Origin of the sequence: Acinetobacter sp. Ag2 (genome assembly GCF_001005515.1) — a bacterium.
GTDB lineage: Bacteria > Pseudomonadota > Gammaproteobacteria > Pseudomonadales > Moraxellaceae > Acinetobacter > Acinetobacter bereziniae.
Window position 1 is genome coordinate 149,528 of the sequence record NZ_LBNA01000052.1, and the last position, 22,445, is coordinate 171,972.

Below are 22,445 nucleotides of genomic sequence, written 5' to 3' on the forward strand. Positions count from 1 at the left end.
AAAAGCATAGCGTTAAAAACAATGAGTTTAGCATAGATTGAAACATTTTTAGCGTTAAAGCAGCGATAAAACAAGCGAACCAAAATGCAACACGATCGCCTTGCTTTAACTGGTTCATTTTTTAAGAATAGTTATAAATTTAGAATAATTTTTTTAGGTCATCTGTGTATATTTTGAAATCTAAATTCTTACAACTTATGCAACACTCCAAAGTTATTATTGCGCCTTTATTATTCTTATGCACTTATACTTTCAATACTCAGCTTCATTCAGCCCCAGAAAGTCAACTTGCACGTACAACTTTTGAAACTACGCTAAAGAATGGTCTAAAAGTCATTATCCGCGAAGATCACCGCTCCCCTATTGTCATGACTCAAATTTGGTATGGTGTCGGCAGTAGTGATGAATCTGGGAATGTACTCGGTATTTCTCATGTACTTGAGCATATGATGTTTAAGGGAACAAAGAAAGTTCCAGATGATGAGTTTGCTCGGTTAAGCCGAATTTATGGTGGACGTACTAATGCAGCAACCTATACCAATTACACCAATTATTATCAGCTTTACCCTAAAAAATATTTTCCCTTAGCTTTAGAACTTGAAGCAGATCGAATGACCAATTTGGTGTTGAGACAGCAGGACTTTGACCCAGAAATCAAAGTCGTTATGGAGGAAAGACGGCAAAGAACAGATGATAATCCACGTAATCTTGCTTTTGAACGTTTTAAATGGATTGCCTATCCAACCAGCCATCATCGACAACCCGTGATTGGATTTATGAAAAATCTACAAAATATTCGTTTAGATGATCTCAAACATTGGTATCAAACTTGGTATACACCCAATAATGCAACACTCGTTATTGTAGGAGATGTCAACTCAGAGCAAGCATTAAAACAAGTCGAAAAATATTTTGCAGCAATCCCGAAAAAAGAACTTCCTGATCGCAATGATGTGCTGGAATTTGATCGAATGGGTTATCGACATATGGAAGTTCACCTTCCAGTACAAGTTCCAAACTTGTTTATGGCATGGAATGTTAAATCTATCGCTACAGCAAAAAACCCTCAGGATGCTTATGCATTGACCATCATTCAGTCCTTACTCGATGGTGGAATTTCAGCACGTTTGCAAGATCGCCTCATTCGCGATAAAAAAGTCCTTACTGCCATTAGTGTCAGTTATGATCCATATAATCGAGGTGACAGCTTATTTATGATTTCGGCAATACCGAGCGATGGTGTATCCCTGCCAGATGCGCAGAAAGCAATAGAAAAAGAAATGAACTTATTTAAAACAGAATTGGTTAATCAAGCCGAACTAGATCGCGTAAAAAATAACTTCGTTTCCAATTTAATTTACAGCCAAGATGATATTGGTGGTCAGGCCAACATGATTGGCAACTTAGAAGTGAATGGTTTAAGTTTTCGTTTGATGGATGAATTGCCAAAGCATTATGACAAAGTGACACCACAGGATTTAAAACGGATTGCCAATATTTATTTTGTCAAAGACAATCTCAGTAGTTTGTATTTATTACCCGAAGATTCAAAAGAATAAATAAGGAAGCATCATGAATTTCAAACCATTCTCTATTTATTCATTTAAAACACCATTACTCGTATTGATCACCTTACTCTACTCAAGTGTCAACTATGCTGAAGTCGAAATCGATAATCATGATGAAAGTGACACTGTATTAGATGATGCTGTATTAAAATCTAATTTAACCTTACAAAGCTTAAAAAATTTGGATAATCGGCAAGAATATCATACTCCATTTGTACAAGATCTAGACAACACTCAAAAAGTTAGAACCTTATTTGTATCTACAACTGACCTCCCCATCGTCGATATTCAACTGACATTCAATGCAGGTTCTTCTCAGGATCAAGCATTGGGACAGGGACTATTTGGTATGTCGAATATGGCTGCCAAACTGATTACTGAAGGTACAGATCAATTTTCAGCGAAAGAGATCGCATCTACTTTTGAAGGCTTAGGTGCTCAATTCAATGTAACCGCATATCGAGACATGTTTGTCGTAAGATTACGCGTATTGTCAGATCCGGAAAAATTAAATCCAGCTGTCAATATGATGTTACATGTACTCAATCATGCCCAGTTTAATCCATCTGGTTTAAATCTTATCCTCAACAATACCAAAGTTGGGCAAAAACAAATTCAAGAAAATCCAAGCAGAATGATGAACATCCGTTTTTATCGTGCACTCTATGGACAACATCCTTATGCTGAACCCACTGTTGGCACCAACGGCAGTTTAAAAAAAATTACGCCAGAGTTACTACGTTCATTTAGACAAAAATTACTCGTTGCTCAAAATATGAATATTGCCATTACAGGGAATCTAACTGCTGCTGATGCGACTCAACTTGCCAATACCATTAGCCAAAATATGACTCAAGGTGAAGCAGCTGAAGTATTACCAGAACCGCAAGAACAACATGATTTTAGTATTCATTACATTCCATTTAATTCTACACAAGCCAATGTCATGATGGGGCATCTGGGTGTAAAACGAAGTGATCCTGATCGAATAGCTTTAGAAGTCGCTAACCAAATGTTTGGCGGTAGTGGTTTTAATTCAGTACTTATGAAAGAACTTCGCGTCAAACGTGGCTATACCTACGGCGCATATAGCACCTTAGCGACCACTTTGGCACAAGGCTTTTTTAGCTTGAACTATGCAACTGAACAAAATCAATTGATGGACAGTATTCAAGTTGCACATCAAGCATTGCGTGATTTTGTCAAAAAACCTGTACAAAAGAAGCAACTTGAGGAAACCAAAGAAGGGATGCTACGTTCCTTTCCAATGACCTTTAGTTCAAATGCTAATATTAATGCACAGATTGCATCGATTGGATTTTATCAACTGCCTGCCGATTATTTAGCCCAATATCAAAAACAATTGAGTCAGATTACCGTCAAGCAGGTTCAAACAGCAATCCAAAAGCATCTCCGCGCGGATCGTCTCACTTTGGTTGTTGTTGCACCTACACTGGATCAACAAGCACTCAAACAAATGCTGAAAGATGATATAGGTGCCAATCCTCAAATCCAATCAGGTCAAACTCACGAAATAAAGAAAAATCCAATGCCAGATATCCCAGCATTGATCATCAAAAAAACCATTCGCCCTCAAGAAGAGTCTTTAAAATAGCTTTTGAGGATTATTCAGGATCAGTGATATCCACAGCAGGATATTCTCTAACACGCTGATGTTCAAAGTGATAAGCTCGCAACAAACGCAGATAATCAGCAACACTGATTTGATCCTGATGTTGTAATTGTTTAGCTATATTTTGGGTTTGAGGATAAGCGGCTTGTTGGGAATATTGAATCACATATTGATATTGTTCTGGGCTTATTGGACGCAATAGAGCCAATGTTGCAAGAACAATCATCAGTGCGATGATCACAACAACAAAAGAATTCAAGATTTTTTCCACAGGAAATGAACAGCATAATTTTTGAAAATAATCTTTGATTTTTTGCATGAACTACCTCTAATTACAGATAGTTTATCATTCTGAATATAAAAATATAGCGCTTTTTGAGCGACACCTGAACAACACTGCAAAGATCGATGTTTAGTCTTTGCTCTATGACAAGATGAGTTGACTCCCAGAACATGCAATATGACCTTTTACCCTCTCAACTGCTCCATGACTAATATACATGTAAAGCCCTCTTCTATTCTAGAAAAGGGCTTGAGATCAATTCAGATAAAGCTGTTAATAAGTTCAAGACACAACAATCAAAGAATGGTTGCGCGTAAGAATGCAAAATATAGAATGATTGCAATAATTGCTAAAGCTATACATACAGCAAAAATACTTACACCGCCTTCAGCATGTGCAGGATGTAGATCGTCATCATCAGCGAGACGTCTTAATTCCCCATCATAAACATGGTAAAAGTTCTTTTTTTGCACTGGGTCTAAATTTCTGGTATAATCATAAACACGTTTTCGTTGGGCTAAACAATAATCACCAAGATGAATTTCTTGATGGTAAATTGCTTCATCCAACTGCCGACGATGATACTGAGCTAATTCAACAATCTGAGACTCAGCAGCGGGTACATCAAAAGTAAAGCCATCTATCGTGTTTGTCATTTTTGCTCTCCCTTTGTCTTAATTCTCATATTGATTTTAATAAATATTATTTCTGTTTAATGTTTAATCATGTAATCTTATTTTCGTCAAGTGTAGATTTCAAATTACTTGACAAGTAACGCAAACTGTAATATTAGTTTAATAAAGTTAAGTTAGATTAGTTAAGTATAAGCTCCGATGGGGAGCTATGTTAAAAGATCATAATTACAATAAGGAGTTACCTATGATTCACCAAATCTCTCATCAAGACTTAGAACATGTATATGCGGATGCTGTAAACACAATCCAATGTGAAATGAACTTTGTAGAAGCAGTAAAAGCATTAGAAGATGCAGCAAAAGCTGGACATGGTAAAGCAGCAATGTTTCTTGCAGAACTTTACTACCAAGGTTTCCGCGTAGAACGTGATTCTCTAAAAGCGCAGTACTGGCAAAAGATGGCCACGATGCAAGCATAAGCAAACGTCACCTAGGTGGCGTTTTTTAATGCCTGAAGATTTTTTGATTAATAAATACTTACGCATTTGATACAATTTTTATTGTTTTAATAAATGCTTACGATTCACTATAAAGTACTCACAGTTCTTAAATGTATTTCTATTACAATAACACTGGTACATAAACAGACTATCGACTATGAAGAAGTATATCCACCTCCAACCAATATCGAACGAATTGTTTATTAAAATTTCTATTCTAAAATCACTGATGTATTGTGGTGTACTTTGGGGGCTTTATCATGAAGGATGGGCAATGAAATCAGCTTCAGAAGAAGTCTACTTCCCATTTTGGCTCAATGCGGTTCAAGCACATCAATATGCCAAGATTCACTGGCCTCACTATACACCACGTAAAATAACACCAAAAGACTTTAGAGAATCTTTATTGCCAACGCTTACCCGCTTGAACATCATGCCTGCATTATTTAATTCTTCATCTCGGAAATTCAAACTATCAACCACTCAAATGGATCATTTCTTTTTTCACAATACCGCTCAATTTCAAACGGCGTAAAGAACAAGCAGTATATTTTGATTTTTTCAAAATGTTGTAAAAAATAAACTTTATATTTTGTGACTGTAGAGTATTTGCAAAGTTAGAAAATACAGTTAATTTAAAGAGGTGCAGATTGATCAGCACCAAAGAAAAGGAAGAATAATTATGACGACAGTAGCACAAGTCATCCAAGATAAAATTGGTCACGAAATTTACACGATTTCCCCCTCTGCCACTGTATTAGAAGCCATTACACTTATGGCAAATAAAGGTATTGGTGCTGTCGTAGTCACAGAAGACACCAAAGTTGTCGGCATTCTTTCTGAGCGTGACTATACGCGTAAAATTGCCCTTATGCAGCGTACTTCAGATCATACAACTGTTGCTGAGATTATGACCTCCAAAGTTATATCTGTAACACGCAGCCATACAGTCGAGCAGTGTTTAGGTCTAATGACCGATGGTCATTTACGTCACTTACCGGTAATTGAAGCAGAAAAATTAGTTGGTTTTGTATCTATTGGTGATCTTGTTAAAGCCACGATGGAAGATCAAAGAAAATTAATTGAACAATTACAACAATATATTTCAGGTTAAGAAAAAGATAGATATAGCCCTTCAAATGAAGGGCTATATGATCAATAACTATAAATCATAATGAATATTTCAATCATTTTTCAAATTTCTAGATAATAAAAATAATCACCTGCTTTTAACTGATGATCTTCATTTAATACTGGAATAAAACAATTACATTCTTTAAAGAAATTCAGCATATCAGGACGTTCATTTTCAACATTGATTATTTTAATTTCTGGAATCTCTTTGGTCACAATTCTATAGCTTTCATCATAAGCCGTACGTGATACATAAGCCCATAAAATTTTGTATTTATACTCTCGGTCAATATCAAAACTATAATCATGGGATAATACTCCTACTTTCCATTCAGGTAAAAATGGTTTTCGGTACATCCGTTGCAATATTGTTGGCTTTACCAGTAAATGCATATTTACAATGATGTCAAGAATATAACCTGAGATATAGCCCATCAACGCTTTATCTTCATACTTCATCGTCCTTTGGACAATTAAACGTCCTTGTTCATTGTAGAATTTTACCTCTTCTCGGCATACTGGGTTTCTTAAATCACCTGAAAATAATCTGAAATGATTGCCAGACGATTGAATTTTTTGATTATATTCACCTTGAGAATATAGTCTTCTTAACTCATTCAGAGATCTAAACAAACCCAATTGATTGAAAAAACGATGATCTGCTAAACCGCACGCAACAATATAATCGTAGTTTTGGGTCACCTGCTGAATATTGTTTAAATAAGTTTCAAAACTAGTCGCAATGCTGTCATCCGTAGTTTTTGTATCTAGCGGGACATTCTTGAATGGTTTTATTTTAATTACTTCAAAATCAAAACCCCAACTTTGCATGCAATCTTGAATATATTCCATTTCAAAATTTTTATTCAAATTTTCGAGGTCATAATCTACACACAGCACAGCAAATCTTAATTTTTTATAAACCTTTATTTCACTTATACCAGCCTGTCTTAATAAGGCTTTTTTGGAATTTGTAATAATATCATCTTTTTTTAAAACTAAATCTTTCTCTTGGTAATCAGCCCCAATATTGACAATGCCCGTTCCTTTTTTTATATCAGCCAACACATCTCCTTTTTCAGGACTAAGATAAGCTGCTCTAAACCAAGGTAAATGTTGCTCTAAGGGTATCACCGTATTTGCTATATCTCCTATTTTCATATATGGAGCTATATCAGATAGGAATGTGTTTGTCTGTTTAATTGCAAATGGATTTTCCCCATTCATTAAATTTCGAAAGAAATGTATCGTTTCGATTTCTTTATACTGTTCTACAGAAGTAATATCATCTTGAATATTCAAAAATTTCCCACAAATTGCTGATAATGCTAGAGTCGGATACGCTGAATTAGCATAAATATCTTCTGCAAGCTTTCTACCTAAACAATTTTTTAAGGAAATTTTTTCTGTTAAATTTGAAATAGGCATGACTTGAGCAATATGCTCTTGCTGCCATAAATTATAATTTATATATTTACGGTTTCTGATTTCCAATGTAATAACTCAACAATGTTATAAAATTAAGCGATGATGCTTCAATGATTTTTATTAAAAATATGCTATTTGATATAATTTACATATCAAATAAATTATGCTAATGGCGTCGTTTAAACTCTTTTTCTCCAATAAAGTTCAATAATTTCATTATGATAACAGATAAATAAAAAACCCAGCCGAAGCCAGGTTTTAGATTGTTGAATTTTAAATCAGTTGAGATTTAACTTGCCAGCAACATAGTCTGCATCTTTATCACCACGCCCAGAAAGATTGACCACAATTTTGATTTCTTTCGATAATTTCGGTGCTTCACGAATTGCCCAAGCCACAGCATGTGAACTTTCCAATGCCGGTACAATACCTTCTACACGGGACAGCATCATAAATGCATCTAAACATTCTTGGTCAGTCGCAGTTGAATATTCCACACGTCCCAAATCTTTCAAAAAGCTATGTTGTGGTCCAACACCAGGATAATCCAAACCTGATGCAATCGAATGCACAGGCAACGGCTCACCCTGCTCATTTTCAAGTACATAGCAAGCCATACCATGAATTTGACTTGGCTTTCCTAAAGTCAATGTTGCTGAATGCTGTTGAGTATCCAAACCATGACCAGCAGGTTCCACACCAACCAGTTTAACCTCTGCATCATTTAAAAATGCTGTAAATGCGCCAATTGCATTTGAACCGCCACCTACACAGGCAACCACATAATCGGGTTGAGCACCAAAACGATCTTGTGCTTGAACTTTAATTTCATTGCCAATAATAGATTGGAAATCACGTACCATTTTTGGAAATGGATGTGGACCAACCACAGAACCGATCGCATAAATAAAGTTTTGTGGATCTTTTAAATATTCATCAAATGCGCTATCTACCGCATCTTTCAATGTTGCCGTACCTTGCGTAACTGAAACCAATTTAGCGCCTAAAATTTTCATTTTGACAACATTCGGGTGCTCTTTTTCAATATCGACTTGTCCCATATGAATTTCACATGGAATCCCTACAAGTGCACAAGCAGTCGCCAAGGCTACACCATGCTGACCCGCACCCGTTTCTGCAATCACTTTGGTTTTACCCATATACTTGGCAAGTAAAGCCTCACCTAAGCAATGGTTAATTTTATGTGCGCCAGTGTGATTTAAATCTTCACGCTTTAAATAAATTTGTGCACCGCCCAATTGCTCAGAAAGGCGTTTGGCATAAAATAAAGGGCTTGGGCGACCAACATAATTGGCAAATAAATCCGCTAACTCATTCTGAAATTCAGCAGTTTGACGAATTTCTTCATAAGCAATGTTGATTTCGTCCATTGCCGCTTTTAAATGTGGTGGAATAAATTGACCACCATATTCACCAAAAAATCCTTGTTCATTTGGCAGTGCAATACCATTAATTTGATGATCCATATCTATCCCTCATTAAAATATAAGCCGTTGAATGAGTGGGTCTATTGACAGTTCTGCAATATTTTCGACTCAATGTTTTAACTCATACACGGCACAACTTACGAAATTGAATTATTCTAAATGATAAAAATATTATTTCACAAGGCAACAAGCCCATAGTAGAACCATTTTAGTCTTCACTATACTTGATGCTACAAGCTCGACCTTGCGTTATTCTGGCTCAGCCTATGGCTAAAATTATCTTAGACGATCATAAGCATCGACATGAAATTTAAAAATAGCTTCACTATTGTTGTATTTCATGTCTCACGCCATATACATCTCATGCGCAATTTTAGCCTACTTCAGAAGCTATTTTTTACCAACCCAAAAAACAAACTAGGCCTTGATACGATCCCTAATTTAGCGTGACAAATATTTGGTCATATCTTCAATGCCCTTTAAAGTCATTGGAAACATATGGTCCTCAAATATCTGCTTAATCAAGGCAATGGTTTGCGTGTAGTGCCAGTAATTTTGTTCTTCTGGATTCAGCCACGCTGTTTTTTCAAAATGATTGCGTAAGCGACGTAACCATACGTCACCAGCTTCATCATTCATATATTCAACGGAACCGCCCACCGATTTTAATTCATAGGGTGCCATACTGGCATCACCAACAACAATTACACGATAGTCTTTACCATAGGTATTAAACAAATCCCATGTGTTCATTCGTGTAGAAGAACGGCGATGATTATCTTTCCAAACGTAATCATATAAACAATTATGAAAATAAAAATATTCTAAAGTTTTAAATTCTGTTTTTGCTGCACTGAATAATTTTTCACATTGTGCAATATGAGCGTCCATCGAACCACCCACATCAAATAGCATCAAAACTTTAATACGATTACGCCGTTCGGGGACCATTTGTACATCTAAAATGCCCTGCTTGGCAGTTTCATAAATAGTACTGTTGATATCTAACTCTTCAGCAGCACCCTGACGAGCAAACTTACGCAACCGACGTAAAGCCATTTGCATTTGCCGTGTACCTAAAATTTGCTCATCATCCAAATTTTGGTATTTACGCTGCTCCCATACTTTGACTGCTGAGTTTTTGCGGCTTGGTCCACCAATTCGAACACCTTCTGGGTGGTCACCATAGGCACCAAATGGAGAAGTACCTCCAGTACCCACCATTCGATTACCACCTTGATGCTTTTTATGTTGTTCACGTAAACGTTCTTCCAACATTTTCATCAATTCTTCAAGCGAACCTGCTTTCATTAATTCAGCACGTTGCTCAGGTGTCAGATGCTTTTCAAGTAGCTCTAAATCAAACCAATCCTTTGGCAGTTTTTGAACTTTGCTGAGCAAATCATCAATATCAAAGGTGTGAATTCCTTCAAAATAATCTTTCATGGCACGATCATATTTATCAAAGAAGCGCTCATCTTTGACCATGACCGTTTTCACCAATTGATAGAAATCATCTTGATCAGCAAACACCAAGCCCTCACTCACCGCTTGGTTGAGATCAATCAATTCACGGGTAGATACAGGTACACCATATTTTCTGAGGGTATAAAATAATCGCACAAACATATGGCGATCTCCTCATTAACGACGTGACATAAAGGCTAAACGTTCAAGCAATTGAACATCCTGCTCATTCTTAATCAATGCGCCATACAAGGGTGGAATTGCTTTCGCTTTATCATGATTACGCAAAACATCTTCTGGCATATCATCTGCCATGAGTAAACTCAACCAATCAATCAATTCAGACGTTGAGGGTGGTTTTTTTAAGCCTGGAACTTGGCGCAATTTAAAGAAGACTTGCAAAGCTTCAGAAACCAGAGTTCCAGAAATATTGGGAAAATGTACTGCAATAATTTCACGCATGGTCGCTTCATCAGGGAATTCAATATAATGGAAGAAACAACGACGTAAAAAGGCATCAGGAAGTTCTTTTTCATTATTTGAAGTGATGATCACGATAGGACGCTGAGTAGCAGTGATCGTTTCACCTGTTTCATAAACAAAAAAAGACATCTTGTCTAATTCATGCAACAAGTCATTCGGAAACTCGATGTCTGCTTTATCAATTTCATCAATTAATAATACACAACGTGATTCACTGGTAAACGCTTGCCACAACTTTCCGGGCTTAATATAGTTTTTGATGTCATAGACACGATCATCACCCAACTGACTGTCACGTAAACGTGATACAGCATCGTACTCATATAAGCCTTGCTGTGCTTTTGTTGTCGATTTAATGTGCCATGTAATCAGTTTAAGTCCTAAGCTTTCAGCAACCTGTTCTGCTAGTAAAGTTTTACCTGTCCCAGGTTCACCTTTAACCAGTAGTGGTTTTTGAAGTGCGCGAGCAGCCTTTACGGCTAATTTTAAACTATCAGTTGCGATATACTGTTCAGTACCAGTGAATTGTTGAGCATCAACAGACATAGATTACCTTTATTTTTTATTTAAAGTGGTGAAATATTTTTAGCGACAGCGTTGGCTTGCGTATTTTTATTGGTTTTGTATTTAGACCAAAAAAATCCGATGATTAATCCCAGCCCCATCACAAATGCAATCAAGGCAATGTTTGACCAAATCAATGCAGAATCTTTGGTTAAAATACCAAATAACAATCCAAATATTGCAGGTGCAATTGCTGAGTTCGGTCCTTCAGAAATGGTGGGTGTTGCAAGAACTGCAAATACAATAATCCATGTGATCCCACCAAGTGGTGATGGCAATCGTTTTGAAATCGAATACCAACACCATAAAATTAAGAGCGTCCCAAGAATATAGACAGAAATTGCAATATTATCTTCTGGGATCGAATCCAATAGATCTAAAAAACTTGTCCATATTCCTGATAACTGATCAAGCACCGCGTAATCCCTCTGGTTCTGCCGCATTAGGGTTAATTAAACCTTCTGGCGGCATTTGAATAAAGAAGCCTTTCGTCTTCAGTGAATCAATTACATGTAAAACATTTACTCGTGCTAATTTTCTTGATTCATTAAGTTCAAGGTGCATGACATGCGTTGCACGACCAAAAGCAATACGTACAGGTTCAGATAGTACCTCTAAAGGATCTGCACTTTCGTCATGGTCTGGATGATTAGGACGAGCCACATAAAGATACATTTCATCTTTCTTGCTCGATTTATAAATATCACAATGCATTTTAAACAACAGCTTCTATAAAACTTATGTGACAGCATACATGAAAAAAACGACAGATACATTATCGAAATTTAACGTATCAGTCGTTATTTATGATCATTTGTGAAATCTTTGAGTAAAAATAAAGCATCACATATCATGACACAGCATTCACAGATCTTGTTGAAAAGCTAAGCAAACAGACCATCAAAATATGACATCAAGTTATTCATTCACTTTCATTTGCATACTTAAATAGTGAACATCGGCATGTAATAACTGAATCAGGGGTTGTGTCAATTGTTCATAACGCCAACCCAGTAAATAGCGTGGCAAATCTTGTTCCTTACCTTGAAACACCACATGATGATACAAAGCATTCAACCACTTTTTACGCATGAGTACTTCTTTAGGGACTTGCGTATCCAGTGAAATTTGTGAAATTAACTCATCAACTTCAACTGTGATACCTTGCGAGGAGTGTTTAATTGGTCGTGCGATTCGTAATGGCCACTCATCCATCTCTGGTAAAAATTTTAATAAGTCTAAAATGGTTTTACCGTGTTCACGAACAATATTAGGTCGAATGCCCTTTACATTAGACAATTGAAAGTTATTCTTCGGATTAACTTCAACCAAATCAATCATCGTGGCATTTTTAAGAATAAAACTGCAGGGTTGATTCAATGCCTTGACCATTTCTTCGCGCCACACACACAATTGTTGTAATTGCATCAATTGTTTGCGCGAATGACGATAGTTACCAATATCACTATACAACTTTTCTTTTGGTGTTTCTGAAGCAATTTCAAAGGTGAGATTTTGACAATCTTCCAATACTTGTTGATATAAGTTCTTCTGTTCCAACTGCGCTTTAACTTTTTCAGCCAATCTCATAATGTATAAAACATCATTTGCAGCATAATTCATCTGCTCGGTGGTCAAAGGACGAGCTAACCAATCTGAACGGGTCTGATCTTTGTCAATATCAATGTCTAATATCAGTTTTAAGGCATTTTGATAACTGACCTGTAAGCCATGCCCGAGGAAAGATAACGCCACTTGCGTATCAAACACATTCTCAAGATTCTTTTTATCAGCATAATGGTAGATTAAATCAATATCCTCACCACAAGCATGAAAAATATTTTGCTGCGCTTGAAAAAGTCGATGCCAGAACTGATCTAAATTGAGCGTGGTACCATCGAGTAAAAACACTTGACCATTGACATTGATTTGAAATACACCGAGTTTAGGCCAAAATGTATCAACCTTGATAAATTCAGTGTCTAGACCGTATGTTGATGTGTGTTGCATTAAATTCAACACATATTCAAGTTCAGTCTGTTGATTAATAAATTGGAACATGTCAGTTTAAGTCAAAATGTTACATTCAAATGAAATATGATTTTACCTTAATATATAAAATTTAAATATAATATTTTTGAACTAATTTGAGATAAATGTCTTATTTTTCAATAAAATTATTTTTAAAATATCCATTTTATATATAGGTTTTAGAACTTAATGAATTGATCCTTTAGAAAAAATAACGAATCATAGACTGACCGTTCTATCTAAGGGATTTTACCTAATTTTTCTAAAAGTTATGTAAATAATTTTAAATAAAATCGAGTTTGTTTATCTTTTAAACACCTTAAATTCAAAATAAAGTGACTGAAAATAAACAAACCCGACATCTGTTGAAGACAAAAAGTATTATTTCATCCGCATACGATTGTGTACTGCTTGACTCAATGTATGGCTATCCACATATTCCAGCTCACCGCCTTGTGGAACACCTTGAGCAATTCTTGTCATCTGTAGTGAAAGATGTTTGGTTGCTTCAACAAGATAATGTGCTGTCGCTTGCCCTTCTACAGTTGCATTGGTTGCTAAAATCACTTCAGTAATATTGCCATCACTCAAACGTTGTACCAAGTAAGGTATACCAATTTCTTCTGGACCAATTCCATCTAAAGGCGATAAATGACCACCCAATACATGATATTTTCCACGAAAACTTCCGCTTTGTTCAATTGCCATAACATCAGCTGGAGATTCGACTACACAAAGCAGTTGATCATCACGATCATTCGAACAACAAATATCACAAACTTCATTTTCTGTCAGAGAGTGGCAAATACTACATTCATGAATAAAAGAAGTCGCTTCATTTAACGCATGCGCCAAACCAATCGCGCCTTCTTTGTTTTTCATAATCAGATGTAATGCCATGCGTTGAGCCGACTTTGGTCCAACACTTGGTAAGATCCGTAACGCTTGTACAAGCTGATCAAAACGGTCGCTAAACACCTAAGATTCCTTAGAACAAACCTGAAAGACCAGGCGGTAGACCCATTCCTGAATTAGCTTCTTTCATGGTTGCTTCTGAAATAGCCTCTGCTTGACGTGCAGCATCATTCATTGCAGCTGCAATCAAATCCTCGATCATTTCTGGATCATCTTGTAATAAATCTGGGCTGATTTCGATACGCTTAACAACATTACGGCAAGTCATCGTTACTTTGACTAAACCACCACCCGCTTCTGCTTGAACTTCAGTTTGAGCAAGTTTTTCTTTAGCTTTCTTAACATTACTTTCCATGTCTTTTTGCATGCGCTGTGCTTGTTGCATCAACATATTAATGTTCATAAGGTACTCCGAACAAAAGTCTTTAAATAAATTTTTGTCTTGCACACATTGGCTATTTTTTTCAAAAATCACAAATGGGTGCAAGACTGTATTTGAGCAATGACGCCTATCTTAAATTAAATCTAATCCATGAGAAAGGTCGCGAATAATATCATTGACGTCTTCCAAACCAACAGACAGACGAATTAAACCTTCACGAATGCCCGCTGCAGCTTTTGCTTCAGGCGAAAGCTTACCATGTGTTGTTGTTGCAGGATGAGTAATGGTCGATTTGGCATCGCCCAAGTTGCCAGTAATTGAAATAAATTGTGTGTGATCAATGACTTTCCAAGCCCCTTCTCGCTCACCTTTCACCTCAAATGAAACAATCCCACCAAAGCCTGTTTGCTGTTTTGCCGCCAATTCATGACCAACATGCTCGGGCAATCCAGCAAAGTAAACTTTTTCCACTTTCGGGTGTTTAACCAACCATTCAGCAATGATCTGTGCACTTTCAGAGTGCGCCTTCATACGCAGTCTTAGCGTCTCTAAACCTTTTAAAAACACCCAAGCGTTGAAAGGACTCATCGACGGTCCTGTCGTTCTTACATAACCAAATACTTCTTCTAGAAGTTTGTGACTACCAACAACAGCACCACCTAATGCGCGACCTTGACCATCTAAATATTTAGTTGCTGAATAAATCACTAAGTCCGCACCAAATTGTAGAGGACGTTGCAAGATTGGCGTACAGAAACTGTTGTCAATCGCCAACAAAGCATCATTTGCATGTGCCAAATCAGATAAGGCTTGAATATCAGCTACTTCTGCCAATGGATTGGATGGCGATTCAACAAAAAGTAATTTTGTTTCAGGGCGAACAGCTGCTTGCCATGCGCTTAGATCAGTCAAATCAACAAAAGTCACGGCAACATTAAATTTAGCAACATACTTTTCAAACAACGCGACTGTTGAACCAAAAACAGCACGTGAACAGATCACATGATCGCCAGCTTTCAAGAAAGACATCGCTACAGCCATAATCGCTGCCATACCTGAACTTGTTGCCACAGCACGTTCACCACCTTCAAGAGCAGCTAAACGCTTTTCAAACATCGTAACCGTTGGATTGGTAAAACGTGAATAAATATTACCTGGCTCAGCACCTGAGAATTTTGCTGCTGCTTCAGCGGCATTTTCATAAACGAATGATGAAGTCAGAAAAATTGGTTCTCCATGTTCCCCTTCAAAACTGCGAGTATGACCTGTACGAATCGCTAAGGTGTCAAGTTGGTATTCAATGTCGTGGTGCTGGCTCATTTCAACTGCTCAGTCCTAAAACTGCCTTTGTAAAATATTGCCAACATTTTGAGCGTCCTATGTATTTAAGGTCAAGGTAAAATCGCAAATTATCACATACACTTCGCATAAATCTGTATAAAAATGAGACAAACATCGCTTATGACCCAAGTATCAGCCAAGTTCCAAGCAAGGAAAGCCAAGTTAAAAAATTTGACGACACGGATTTTCAATGGCAAGTCACTGGTTTTATCTCAAAGTACACCTTATGAAGTGATTGCAGAGCATCATCAAACCAAAGTACGTTACTATGCTGCGCCAGAAAAAAAATTTAAAGAACCTTTGGTTTTTACCGCACCCTTGTCGATCAATATGGCGATCTATGATCTATATCCGTATCGCTCATTAATCAAATATTTTACAGAACAAGGCTTTGATGTTTATTTATTGGATTGGGGAAAATTAAGCTATCAAGATCGTGACTTAAACTTCCTTTACTTTATCGACGAATCCATGCCTTTATGTATCGACAAGATTCGAGAGCATTCACAAAGTGATCAAATTTCACTGCATGGGTGGAGTATGGCCGGAATTTTTGTATTACTATACAGTGCCTTACGTCAGCCCAATCATGTAAAAAATCTCATTGTACTCGCCAGTCCTATCGACAGTTATGCTTCTGGTGGAATTGGAAAACTGTATCAACGTATCAATAGTCTGATTATCAAAAACCAAAAACTTAAAGATACACTTTATAAAGGAGGCTTACCGAGAAAACTGATCCATACTCCTGGTTTACTAAATGCGATTGGATTTAAAATTCTTGATCCCAAAGGCTGGTATGAAGGTCACAAACAATTATTACTCAATTTAGATGATCGAGCACTTTTACATGAGCATGCTACACTGGGAAATTTTCTCAATCATATGGTGGATTATCCTGGGGGTGTCAATCAAGATATGTTGTTTAATGTATGGCTTCAAAATCCACTAAAAAATGGTGTTATACAACTTAGCCGACATAAAATAGAACTTAAAAATATCAATTGTTCTTTGTTGGTGGGTGCTGGAAAAAGTGATCAAATGGTCACCGCCGATGCAGTTAAGCCTTTAATCGAATTGACAAATAGTATCGATGTCACGTTTACTCTAATCCCTGGAGGACATTTAGGACTGATGTCTAGCCAAAAAAGTGCAGAAGAATTTTGGCCTACATTATCCAAATGGTTAGAACAACGATCGACTAAAAGTTAAGAGACAGTTATGAATACTACAGTTGCATTTATCGGTTTAGGTGCTATGGGCTATCGTATGGCAGCACATTTGCCTCAACATTTTGATACTGTTTATGTATGGAATCGAAATTTTGAAAAAGCCAAACAACATGCAACTGCGTTCGGCACTCAGGCGGTAGCTTTAGAACAGGCTGTTCAGGCTGATATAATTTTTTCATGCTTACCCACCAGTCAAGATGTTGATGATTTAATTCAGGGACTAAAAATTAAATCAGGTGCAATCTGGGTAGATTGCACCAGCGGTGTGCCTGATGCAGCACGTCAACAAGCATTACAGCTTAAACAACTTGATATTGAATTCTTGGATGCACCTGTAAGCGGACAAACCATTGGTGCTGAAAATGCCACACTCACCTTCATGGTGGGCGGATCGAATGATGCATTCCAACGCGCTTTGCCTGCAATGCAAGCAATGGGAAAACTAATCAAACATGTTGGCGATTCCGGTGCTGGATTTGCGGTTAAAGCTGTTAATAATATGATGATGGCGGTTCATTTATGTGCCGCCGCAGAAGGTTTCACCACACTCAAAGCGCATAGCGTAAATTTACATGAGGCATTAGATTGTATTAATGCTTCAAGCGGAAAAAGTGGTGTTACTGAATCAATCCTTCCGCAGCGTATTCTCAACAGAAGTTTTCCACTGACCTTTGGGCTACCTTTATTGGCAAAAGATACAGGAATTGCCATTGATTTAGTTCGCGAGGCGAAACTCTCTACACCAATTCTTGGTTTAACACAAAGCCTAATCCAAGCAGCAAACAGCCTTGCAACACCCGACAGTGACTTTTCAACTGCGGTAAAAATGTATGAATCATGGAGCAAAATTACACTAGATTAATTTTTCGTCATTGAATAATCACAACAAGCCCCTATAATCTAATCAAGTGACACACGATTATGTCAATTTTGAGGCGAACTCATGAACAAATATTTTATTGCTACACTGTCTGCTTTATCCATTTTTGTGGGCACACAAGCTTTCGCAGATAATGCACAAGAATGCAAAAAATTGCAGGATGATTACAATGTGATTTATGCATCAAAAGGTTTCTGTTTCAAAGATCCTGAGGCAAAGGCAAAATATAATAATGACAATTGTTATACAAGCAAGCCTAAATTTACTGAAAAAGAGCAACAAAAACTTGACTCTATCAAGGAACGTCAGAAAGAATTGAATTGTAAATAATTACATTCATACATTTAAGGAAGTAAATATGGCTTATGATGATCAGAATATTTTTGCTCGAATTTTACGTGGCGAACTTCCAGCATTAAAAGTTTATGAAGATGATCATGTACTTGCATTTATGGATATCATGCCACAGGCAGATGGTCACACTTTAGTTATTCCAAAAACCAAAGCCATTACATTATTGGACTTAGAACCAGAAGCTGCTGCCTATACCATTAAAATTGTACAAAAAGTTGCTCAGGCAATTGAAAAAGCTTTAGATGCAAAAGGGATTGTTTTAATGCAACTCTCTGGCGCATCAGCTGGACAAACTGTGCCACATGTACACTTTCATCTTATTCCAAGCTCTGTACACGAATTAGGTCGTCATGCTGTACAAATGGGCGATCAAGAAAAAATTAAAGTATTGGCTGAAAAAATTAAGTCCGCACTGATATAAAATTTTTCTTTGTAAATGAGGCATTTATTGCCTCATTTTTTTTATCAAAATTACATCAATATAAAGTTTACGTCATCAAATTGTCATTTATTCTTCACTTATATGTAACAAAGTTTACAGATACTGCATGCAAGTTAGTAAGTCATGTTCAAAACAAGACTTACTGAGTAAAAAAAAGTAACAGCAAACTCGCATTGAACATGTTTTGGAGAAATCTCAATGAAAAAAGTGCTACTCGCTGCAGCAATCGCCACCCTTAGCATAAGCGCAGCTCAAGCAGCGCCAACATTGTATGGTAAGTTCAACGTAACTTTAGATCAAATCGATAATAATGGCTTTAAAGACGAAAGCGTAACCAAAGTAAACTCGAATGCTTCTCGTATTGGTGTAAAAGGTGAAGAAAAATTAACTGATAAATTATCTGCTGTATATTTAGCAGAATGGCAAATCAGTGCTGATGGTGACGGTGATGCATTCAGTAACCGTAACCGCTTTGTGGGGATTAAATCAGACGGCATTGCAACATTGAAAGTGGGTCAGTTTGATTCATACTTTAAAAATGCTGCAGGAAACAACCAAGATATTTTTAACGATCACAATGAACTTGATATGACTGCAATTTTGGTCGGTGAAGATCGTTTAAAGAATGTGATTGGTTTTGAAACTGATAAAAAATTATTGGCTGGTTTAGCTTTTAATATCATGTTCCAACAAGGTGAAGAATCTTCTGCATTAAACAACTCAGCAAAAGGTCAAAAAGGCAGCCGCGATGGGTTTGGTGATGGTATTTCAACATCACTTACTTATGACAACAAAGATTACGGTTTAGCAGCAGCAGTTGCAGGTAACTTCGGTGTAGCATCTAAATATAATGCTTACAACTCAGAATTAGGTAGCAACACAATTTATTCTGATGCGATTCGTGTTACAGGTTCTATCGACTTGAAACCAGCAGGTATCGATGGTTTAGTACTTGGTGCTTTATGGCAAACTGCTAAACCAACAGATGACACAGTTTCAACAACATCTGGTACAACAGTTACATCTTTTAAAGGCTTAAAAGAAAATGCATATGGCATCACTGCTGCTTATGTAATTCCATCTACGCCAATTAAATTGAAAGCTGAATATATTTCTGCAACAACTGAATTAGATGGTCGTGATGACCGTAAACAAGACTTATATGGTATTGGTGCAGACTACAACATCAACAAACAAGCTCGTTTCTACGGTGTAGTAGGTCAACAAAAGCGTGATTGGACTGCAACTTCAACACCAGAGAAGAAAAAAACAGTTATTGGTCTAGGTATGGAATACAACTTCTAATATCGAATCGAAGGTTTACATAAAAACGGCAAGTTTACTTGCCGTTTTTTTTACTAACACATTTTCTAAAAATCTCGAACCTTATCGAACCATACATTTACTATTTCTTGGTCTATATCAAATTTTGAGGCTTCAACAAGTTGCTGTACAGCAACTCCTGTATCTTCCCTTTCAACAGTTTCAATATTGGGTAATGTATTAATCATCTCTATAAGTTCAATAATTGATTCTTTCACATCTTGCTCATTCTGTGCTTTGGAGATTTTTTTTAAAGCAGATTTATATGCTTTGATCGCAATTTTTGCATTTTTGTTTTCCCAGTTTTCAAATGGAATTCCATATTCAGTGCTAAACCATATTGGACTTCTCAGTTTAGACACCGAAGAATAATCCAATTGTTTTTCTTTAGCTAAATGCTTTAATTGGGTATTTAATGTTTTCCCAGTTTTTTCATCAATATTCCATGCAATGAAAGAGCTTAAGTTTTCCCAAGTATTTAAAGCAGGAAAGCCTTCCAAATTTACTGCATAGCGTATTCCAATACGTTCAAGTTGGTGAAGTTGTTTTAAACATGCTGTATTGGTTATATTCCCGGTTAAGTTCAAATTTTTCAAATTAGGAAACTGTAATAAGCTTTCACAATCAAAAGCCTGACCAATTGGTTTAACAATTACATCGAGTGAACTAATTTTTGCCAAGTCAGGAATAATTGGAAGATGGTACGCGGATACAGATTGATCTTTCTCAGTATTGGGTTCTATTCGAATATGATGAATTTCTTGCTTGGTCTTAATTTCAAAAAGCTCAATTTTTCCAGAGAGATGAAGTGAATATAAACTAATATTATTGCTCTTCTCCAAAGTCAATTTGATTAGATCATTATTACTTTTTATTGCAAGATTACGAATTTGGGCATCATTCAAATCAAGACACAACGAGCGAGAGGGTTGCCAAAAGAAATTTTCAATTACTCTCTTCTTCGACCACTCCACAAAACCAATATCATTTCCCCAATAGTAAAAAAATCTTGGCCAATCTCCATAAGGATGCAAATGCGCATTTTGTTGACCATGTGGCGTATAAAAGGTATTAAAGACATCCCAATCGATTACAGCATTTTCACCAACAAGAACATCAAACTTTTTCTTGTCCATACCCATTCGCCCAATCGAGAAACTCCCTTGACCAGCAGGAATTTTGATTTGATGGCTATCCGTACCTGTTAAAGAAATATAAATGGGAGTATCTCTATCCATGTTCATCCATTATTTTTAAACTGCACTATTCATTTTTCAGCTAAAAATTGAGTACTGATGATTGTGTAAATAAGTATATAAACTCAATACTAAATATATCAAGCTTAAAGCTTTAGCTTTGTTTCATATTAGCAAAGTTATGAACATGTTAGGTTTAACGCTGTATATCAGCTCTCCCAACTCAAATGATCTAAATGACCTTGATGATCTGTTTTGACCACCATCAGTTGATCAGATAATTCACGATTAACTGTGTAATCAAATACTGCAAAATACGATGTGTCATATTTCCCATCTGGATAAAGCCCGATCCTTGTTAAATATAACTTGTTTAAAAACTGTTGCGCCTTGTCTATTGAGTTGGAAATCCCGATATGTGCTAAGAAATCATCACCCAATTCATCAAGATGAAAATCCACATATTCTTTGACAGTACCGTCATGCTCACCTTCAAAATTTTGTTGAATATAAGCGTGGTTGTTTTGGTCAAATTTTTCTATATTTTCTATAAATGATTTAATTCGTTCAAAATTTTCTAAACTCAAAGTATTCGCTTCAAAATTCAAATCGATTTGAATCACTTTTCCATTCAGCTCAACATCGACTTCATAATATTCTTCTAAGTTTTCTGAGTTTATAGTTCCAAAATACGGCAAAGTATATGCTGGCATTTTTATAGTCCTCATGCTTTTGTGTTTAAACAATGTATTCGGCTTAACCAAATTAAATTATTTTAGACACTATTTACTATTGGTTAAAATATATGAATGGTATATTTTTTGCTGTTCTATTTCATATTTTCCTATATTTGTTCTTTATGGGACTTTTTCACTTTTCATTTTTCTATTTTTTCTTTGATTTACGCATAAAAAAACACCCTCAACATTTTAGTTGAGGGTGTTTTAAGAATTAAAAGCTGGCGATGACTTACTCTCACATGGGTAACCCCACACTACCATCAGCGCTAAGAGGTTTCACTTCTGAGTTCGGGAAGGGATCAGGTGGTTCACTCTTGCTATTGTCGCCAGCAAACTGTTATGGACTTTTTCGGGTCTTATGGGTATGCCTTACTTTGTTCCAAATGAGTTTAACAGAAGAACATTTGAGTTGGTTATTGTAACTAGCTTTACAACTAAATCAAGTATCTTTGATCTTTTATGAATCA

The 22,445-nt window shown here is 36.4% G+C and carries 24 protein-coding genes and 1 rRNA gene; 10 read left to right on the forward strand and 15 right to left on the reverse strand.

The features are described from left to right. Positions 1-197 precede the first annotated feature (197 nt). Together AAV97_RS13280 and AAV97_RS13285 are read left to right on the forward strand one after the other, a co-directional pair. A complete protein-coding gene (locus AAV97_RS13280; protein WP_034708571.1) occupies positions 198-1,559 on the forward strand; it encodes a M16 family metallopeptidase in 1,362 nt (453 codons plus the stop codon). A 13-nt stretch (positions 1,560-1,572) separates the two neighbouring features. Next, positions 1,573-3,183, forward strand: coding sequence for a M16 family metallopeptidase (locus tag AAV97_RS13285; RefSeq protein ID WP_046760818.1), 1,611 nt, complete (start codon positions 1,573-1,575; stop codon positions 3,181-3,183). A gap of 10 nt (positions 3,184-3,193) precedes the next feature. Here the strand turns inward: AAV97_RS13285 and AAV97_RS13290 are convergent, their stop codons facing one another. Together AAV97_RS13290 and AAV97_RS13295 are read right to left on the reverse strand one after the other, a co-directional pair. After that, entirely contained in the window at positions 3,194-3,520 is a 327-nt protein-coding gene (locus tag AAV97_RS13290; RefSeq protein ID WP_005032035.1) for a hypothetical protein, read from the reverse strand. Between the two features lie 260 nt (positions 3,521-3,780). Beyond that, entirely contained in the window at positions 3,781-4,140 is a 360-nt protein-coding gene (locus AAV97_RS13295) for a hypothetical protein (RefSeq protein ID WP_004830396.1), read from the reverse strand. Positions 4,141-4,363: 223 nt separating this feature from the next. Between AAV97_RS13295 and AAV97_RS13300 the strand changes: the two genes are divergently transcribed. From AAV97_RS13300 to AAV97_RS13310, 3 genes are all read left to right on the forward strand, one after another. After that, positions 4,364-4,597, forward strand: a complete 234-nt coding sequence (locus AAV97_RS13300) for a hypothetical protein (protein WP_004719607.1) — start codon at positions 4,364-4,366, stop codon at positions 4,595-4,597. 178 nt (positions 4,598-4,775) lie between these two features. Next, positions 4,776-5,153 carry a DUF2750 domain-containing protein gene (locus AAV97_RS13305; protein ID WP_004830394.1) on the forward strand — a complete coding sequence of 126 codons (378 nt, stop codon included), beginning with the start codon at positions 4,776-4,778 and terminating at the stop codon, positions 5,151-5,153. A gap of 147 nt (positions 5,154-5,300) precedes the next feature. Next, positions 5,301-5,732: a CBS domain-containing protein gene (locus tag AAV97_RS13310; protein ID WP_004830393.1), complete on the forward strand. Its 432-nt coding sequence runs from the start codon at positions 5,301-5,303 to the stop codon at positions 5,730-5,732. A gap of 80 nt (positions 5,733-5,812) precedes the next feature. Here the strand turns inward: AAV97_RS13310 and AAV97_RS13315 are convergent, their stop codons facing one another. The 10 genes from AAV97_RS13315 to AAV97_RS13360 form a co-directional block, all read right to left on the reverse strand. Further along, a complete protein-coding gene (locus AAV97_RS13315; RefSeq protein WP_046760819.1) occupies positions 5,813-7,246 on the reverse strand; it encodes a MoeA protein in 1,434 nt (477 codons plus the stop codon). 212 nt (positions 7,247-7,458) lie between these two features. Next, positions 7,459-8,667, reverse strand: a complete 1,209-nt coding sequence (gene trpB, locus AAV97_RS13320; protein ID WP_046760820.1) for a tryptophan synthase subunit beta — start codon at positions 8,665-8,667, stop codon at positions 7,459-7,461. 402 nt (positions 8,668-9,069) lie between these two features. Then, positions 9,070-10,257 carry a vWA domain-containing protein gene (locus tag AAV97_RS13325; RefSeq protein ID WP_046760821.1) on the reverse strand — a complete coding sequence of 396 codons (1,188 nt, stop codon included), beginning with the start codon at positions 10,255-10,257 and terminating at the stop codon, positions 9,070-9,072. Between the two features lie 15 nt (positions 10,258-10,272). After that, positions 10,273-11,124, reverse strand: coding sequence for an AAA family ATPase (locus tag AAV97_RS13330; RefSeq protein ID WP_046760822.1), 852 nt, complete (start codon positions 11,122-11,124; stop codon positions 10,273-10,275). 20 nt (positions 11,125-11,144) lie between these two features. Continuing rightward, positions 11,145-11,585 (reverse strand): hypothetical protein, encoded by a 441-nt coding sequence (locus tag AAV97_RS13335; RefSeq protein WP_042066816.1) that lies wholly within the window; start codon positions 11,583-11,585, stop codon positions 11,145-11,147. Then, positions 11,551-11,856: a YcgL domain-containing protein gene (locus tag AAV97_RS13340; RefSeq protein WP_005032050.1), complete on the reverse strand. Its 306-nt coding sequence runs from the start codon at positions 11,854-11,856 to the stop codon at positions 11,551-11,553. The genes AAV97_RS13335 and AAV97_RS13340 overlap by 35 nt, the downstream gene beginning before the upstream one ends. Positions 11,857-12,060: 204 nt before the next feature. Then, on the reverse strand, positions 12,061-13,203 hold the full coding sequence (locus AAV97_RS13345; protein ID WP_046760823.1) for a ribonuclease D: 1,143 nt from the start codon (positions 13,201-13,203) through the stop codon (positions 12,061-12,063). 351 nt (positions 13,204-13,554) lie between these two features. Then, positions 13,555-14,151: a recombination mediator RecR gene (gene recR / locus AAV97_RS13350; protein ID WP_004830384.1), complete on the reverse strand. Its 597-nt coding sequence runs from the start codon at positions 14,149-14,151 to the stop codon at positions 13,555-13,557. Between the two features lie 10 nt (positions 14,152-14,161). Beyond that, positions 14,162-14,491, reverse strand: a complete 330-nt coding sequence (locus tag AAV97_RS13355) for a YbaB/EbfC family nucleoid-associated protein (RefSeq protein WP_004830383.1) — start codon at positions 14,489-14,491, stop codon at positions 14,162-14,164. A 111-nt stretch (positions 14,492-14,602) separates the two neighbouring features. Then, complete coding sequence (locus tag AAV97_RS13360) at positions 14,603-15,790, reverse strand: O-succinylhomoserine sulfhydrylase (RefSeq protein ID WP_046760824.1); 1,188 nt, start codon at positions 15,788-15,790, stop codon at positions 14,603-14,605. A 141-nt stretch (positions 15,791-15,931) separates the two neighbouring features. On the opposite strand from AAV97_RS13360, the gene AAV97_RS13365 reads away from it, so the two are divergent. The 5 genes from AAV97_RS13365 to AAV97_RS13385 all read left to right on the forward strand — a co-directional run bounded on the left by AAV97_RS13365 (position 15,932) and on the right by AAV97_RS13385 (position 20,024). Then, positions 15,932-17,023: an alpha/beta fold hydrolase gene (locus AAV97_RS13365; protein ID WP_046760825.1), complete on the forward strand. Its 1,092-nt coding sequence runs from the start codon at positions 15,932-15,934 to the stop codon at positions 17,021-17,023. A gap of 9 nt (positions 17,024-17,032) precedes the next feature. After that, positions 17,033-17,905: an NAD(P)-dependent oxidoreductase gene (locus AAV97_RS13370; RefSeq protein WP_046760826.1), complete on the forward strand. Its 873-nt coding sequence runs from the start codon at positions 17,033-17,035 to the stop codon at positions 17,903-17,905. An 81-nt stretch (positions 17,906-17,986) separates the two neighbouring features. Beyond that, positions 17,987-18,253, forward strand: coding sequence for a YARHG domain-containing protein (locus AAV97_RS13375; RefSeq protein WP_004830378.1), 267 nt, complete (start codon positions 17,987-17,989; stop codon positions 18,251-18,253). A gap of 28 nt (positions 18,254-18,281) precedes the next feature. After that, the gene (locus tag AAV97_RS13380; RefSeq protein WP_004830377.1) at positions 18,282-18,698 is read left to right on the forward strand and encodes an HIT family protein; all 417 of its coding nucleotides are present in this window, start codon (positions 18,282-18,284) and stop codon (positions 18,696-18,698) included. Between the two features lie 219 nt (positions 18,699-18,917). Beyond that, the gene (locus AAV97_RS13385) at positions 18,918-20,024 is read left to right on the forward strand and encodes a porin (protein ID WP_004830376.1); all 1,107 of its coding nucleotides are present in this window, start codon (positions 18,918-18,920) and stop codon (positions 20,022-20,024) included. A 65-nt stretch (positions 20,025-20,089) separates the two neighbouring features. Here the strand turns inward: AAV97_RS13385 and AAV97_RS13390 are convergent, their stop codons facing one another. From AAV97_RS13390 to rrf, 3 genes are all read right to left on the reverse strand, one after another. Continuing rightward, a complete protein-coding gene (locus tag AAV97_RS13390) occupies positions 20,090-21,280 on the reverse strand; it encodes a hypothetical protein (protein ID WP_046760827.1) in 1,191 nt (396 codons plus the stop codon). Positions 21,281-21,447: 167 nt separating this feature from the next. Further along, entirely contained in the window at positions 21,448-21,951 is a 504-nt protein-coding gene (locus AAV97_RS13395; protein ID WP_046760828.1) for a DUF2004 domain-containing protein, read from the reverse strand. Positions 21,952-22,194: 243 nt separating this feature from the next. Continuing rightward, positions 22,195-22,309: ribosomal RNA gene (gene rrf / locus AAV97_RS13400) — 5S ribosomal RNA — on the reverse strand. Positions 22,310-22,445: the final 136 nt, after the last annotated feature.

Bases quoted from the DNA above. Each gene is read 5' to 3' on its own strand.
- AAV97_RS13280 (WP_034708571.1), top strand. From the start codon at position 198: ATGCAACACTCCAAAGTTATTATTGCGCCTTTATTATTCTTATGCACT.
- AAV97_RS13285 (WP_046760818.1), top strand. From the start codon at position 1,573: ATGAATTTCAAACCATTCTCTATTTATTCATTTAAAACACCATTACTC.
- AAV97_RS13290 (WP_005032035.1), bottom strand. From the start codon at position 3,520: ATGCAAAAAATCAAAGATTATTTTCAAAAATTATGCTGTTCATTTCCT.
- AAV97_RS13295 (WP_004830396.1), bottom strand. From the start codon at position 4,140: ATGACAAACACGATAGATGGCTTTACTTTTGATGTACCCGCTGCTGAG.
- AAV97_RS13300 (WP_004719607.1), top strand. From the start codon at position 4,364: ATGATTCACCAAATCTCTCATCAAGACTTAGAACATGTATATGCGGAT.
- AAV97_RS13305 (WP_004830394.1), top strand. From the start codon at position 4,776: ATGAAGAAGTATATCCACCTCCAACCAATATCGAACGAATTGTTTATT.
- AAV97_RS13310 (WP_004830393.1), top strand. From the start codon at position 5,301: ATGACGACAGTAGCACAAGTCATCCAAGATAAAATTGGTCACGAAATT.
- trpB (WP_046760820.1), bottom strand. From the start codon at position 8,667: ATGGATCATCAAATTAATGGTATTGCACTGCCAAATGAACAAGGATTT.
- AAV97_RS13325 (WP_046760821.1), bottom strand. From the start codon at position 10,257: ATGTTTGTGCGATTATTTTATACCCTCAGAAAATATGGTGTACCTGTA.
- AAV97_RS13330 (WP_046760822.1), bottom strand. From the start codon at position 11,124: ATGTCTGTTGATGCTCAACAATTCACTGGTACTGAACAGTATATCGCA.
- AAV97_RS13335 (WP_042066816.1), bottom strand. From the start codon at position 11,585: ATGCGGCAGAACCAGAGGGATTACGCGGTGCTTGATCAGTTATCAGGA.
- AAV97_RS13340 (WP_005032050.1), bottom strand. From the start codon at position 11,856: ATGCATTGTGATATTTATAAATCGAGCAAGAAAGATGAAATGTATCTT.
- AAV97_RS13345 (WP_046760823.1), bottom strand. From the start codon at position 13,203: ATGTTCCAATTTATTAATCAACAGACTGAACTTGAATATGTGTTGAAT.
- AAV97_RS13355 (WP_004830383.1), bottom strand. From the start codon at position 14,491: ATGAACATTAATATGTTGATGCAACAAGCACAGCGCATGCAAAAAGAC.
- AAV97_RS13360 (WP_046760824.1), bottom strand. From the start codon at position 15,790: ATGAGCCAGCACCACGACATTGAATACCAACTTGACACCTTAGCGATT.
- AAV97_RS13365 (WP_046760825.1), top strand. From the start codon at position 15,932: ATGACCCAAGTATCAGCCAAGTTCCAAGCAAGGAAAGCCAAGTTAAAA.
- AAV97_RS13370 (WP_046760826.1), top strand. From the start codon at position 17,033: ATGAATACTACAGTTGCATTTATCGGTTTAGGTGCTATGGGCTATCGT.
- AAV97_RS13375 (WP_004830378.1), top strand. From the start codon at position 17,987: ATGAACAAATATTTTATTGCTACACTGTCTGCTTTATCCATTTTTGTG.
- AAV97_RS13380 (WP_004830377.1), top strand. From the start codon at position 18,282: ATGGCTTATGATGATCAGAATATTTTTGCTCGAATTTTACGTGGCGAA.
- AAV97_RS13385 (WP_004830376.1), top strand. From the start codon at position 18,918: ATGAAAAAAGTGCTACTCGCTGCAGCAATCGCCACCCTTAGCATAAGC.
- AAV97_RS13390 (WP_046760827.1), bottom strand. From the start codon at position 21,280: ATGGATAGAGATACTCCCATTTATATTTCTTTAACAGGTACGGATAGC.
- AAV97_RS13395 (WP_046760828.1), bottom strand. From the start codon at position 21,951: ATGCCAGCATATACTTTGCCGTATTTTGGAACTATAAACTCAGAAAAC.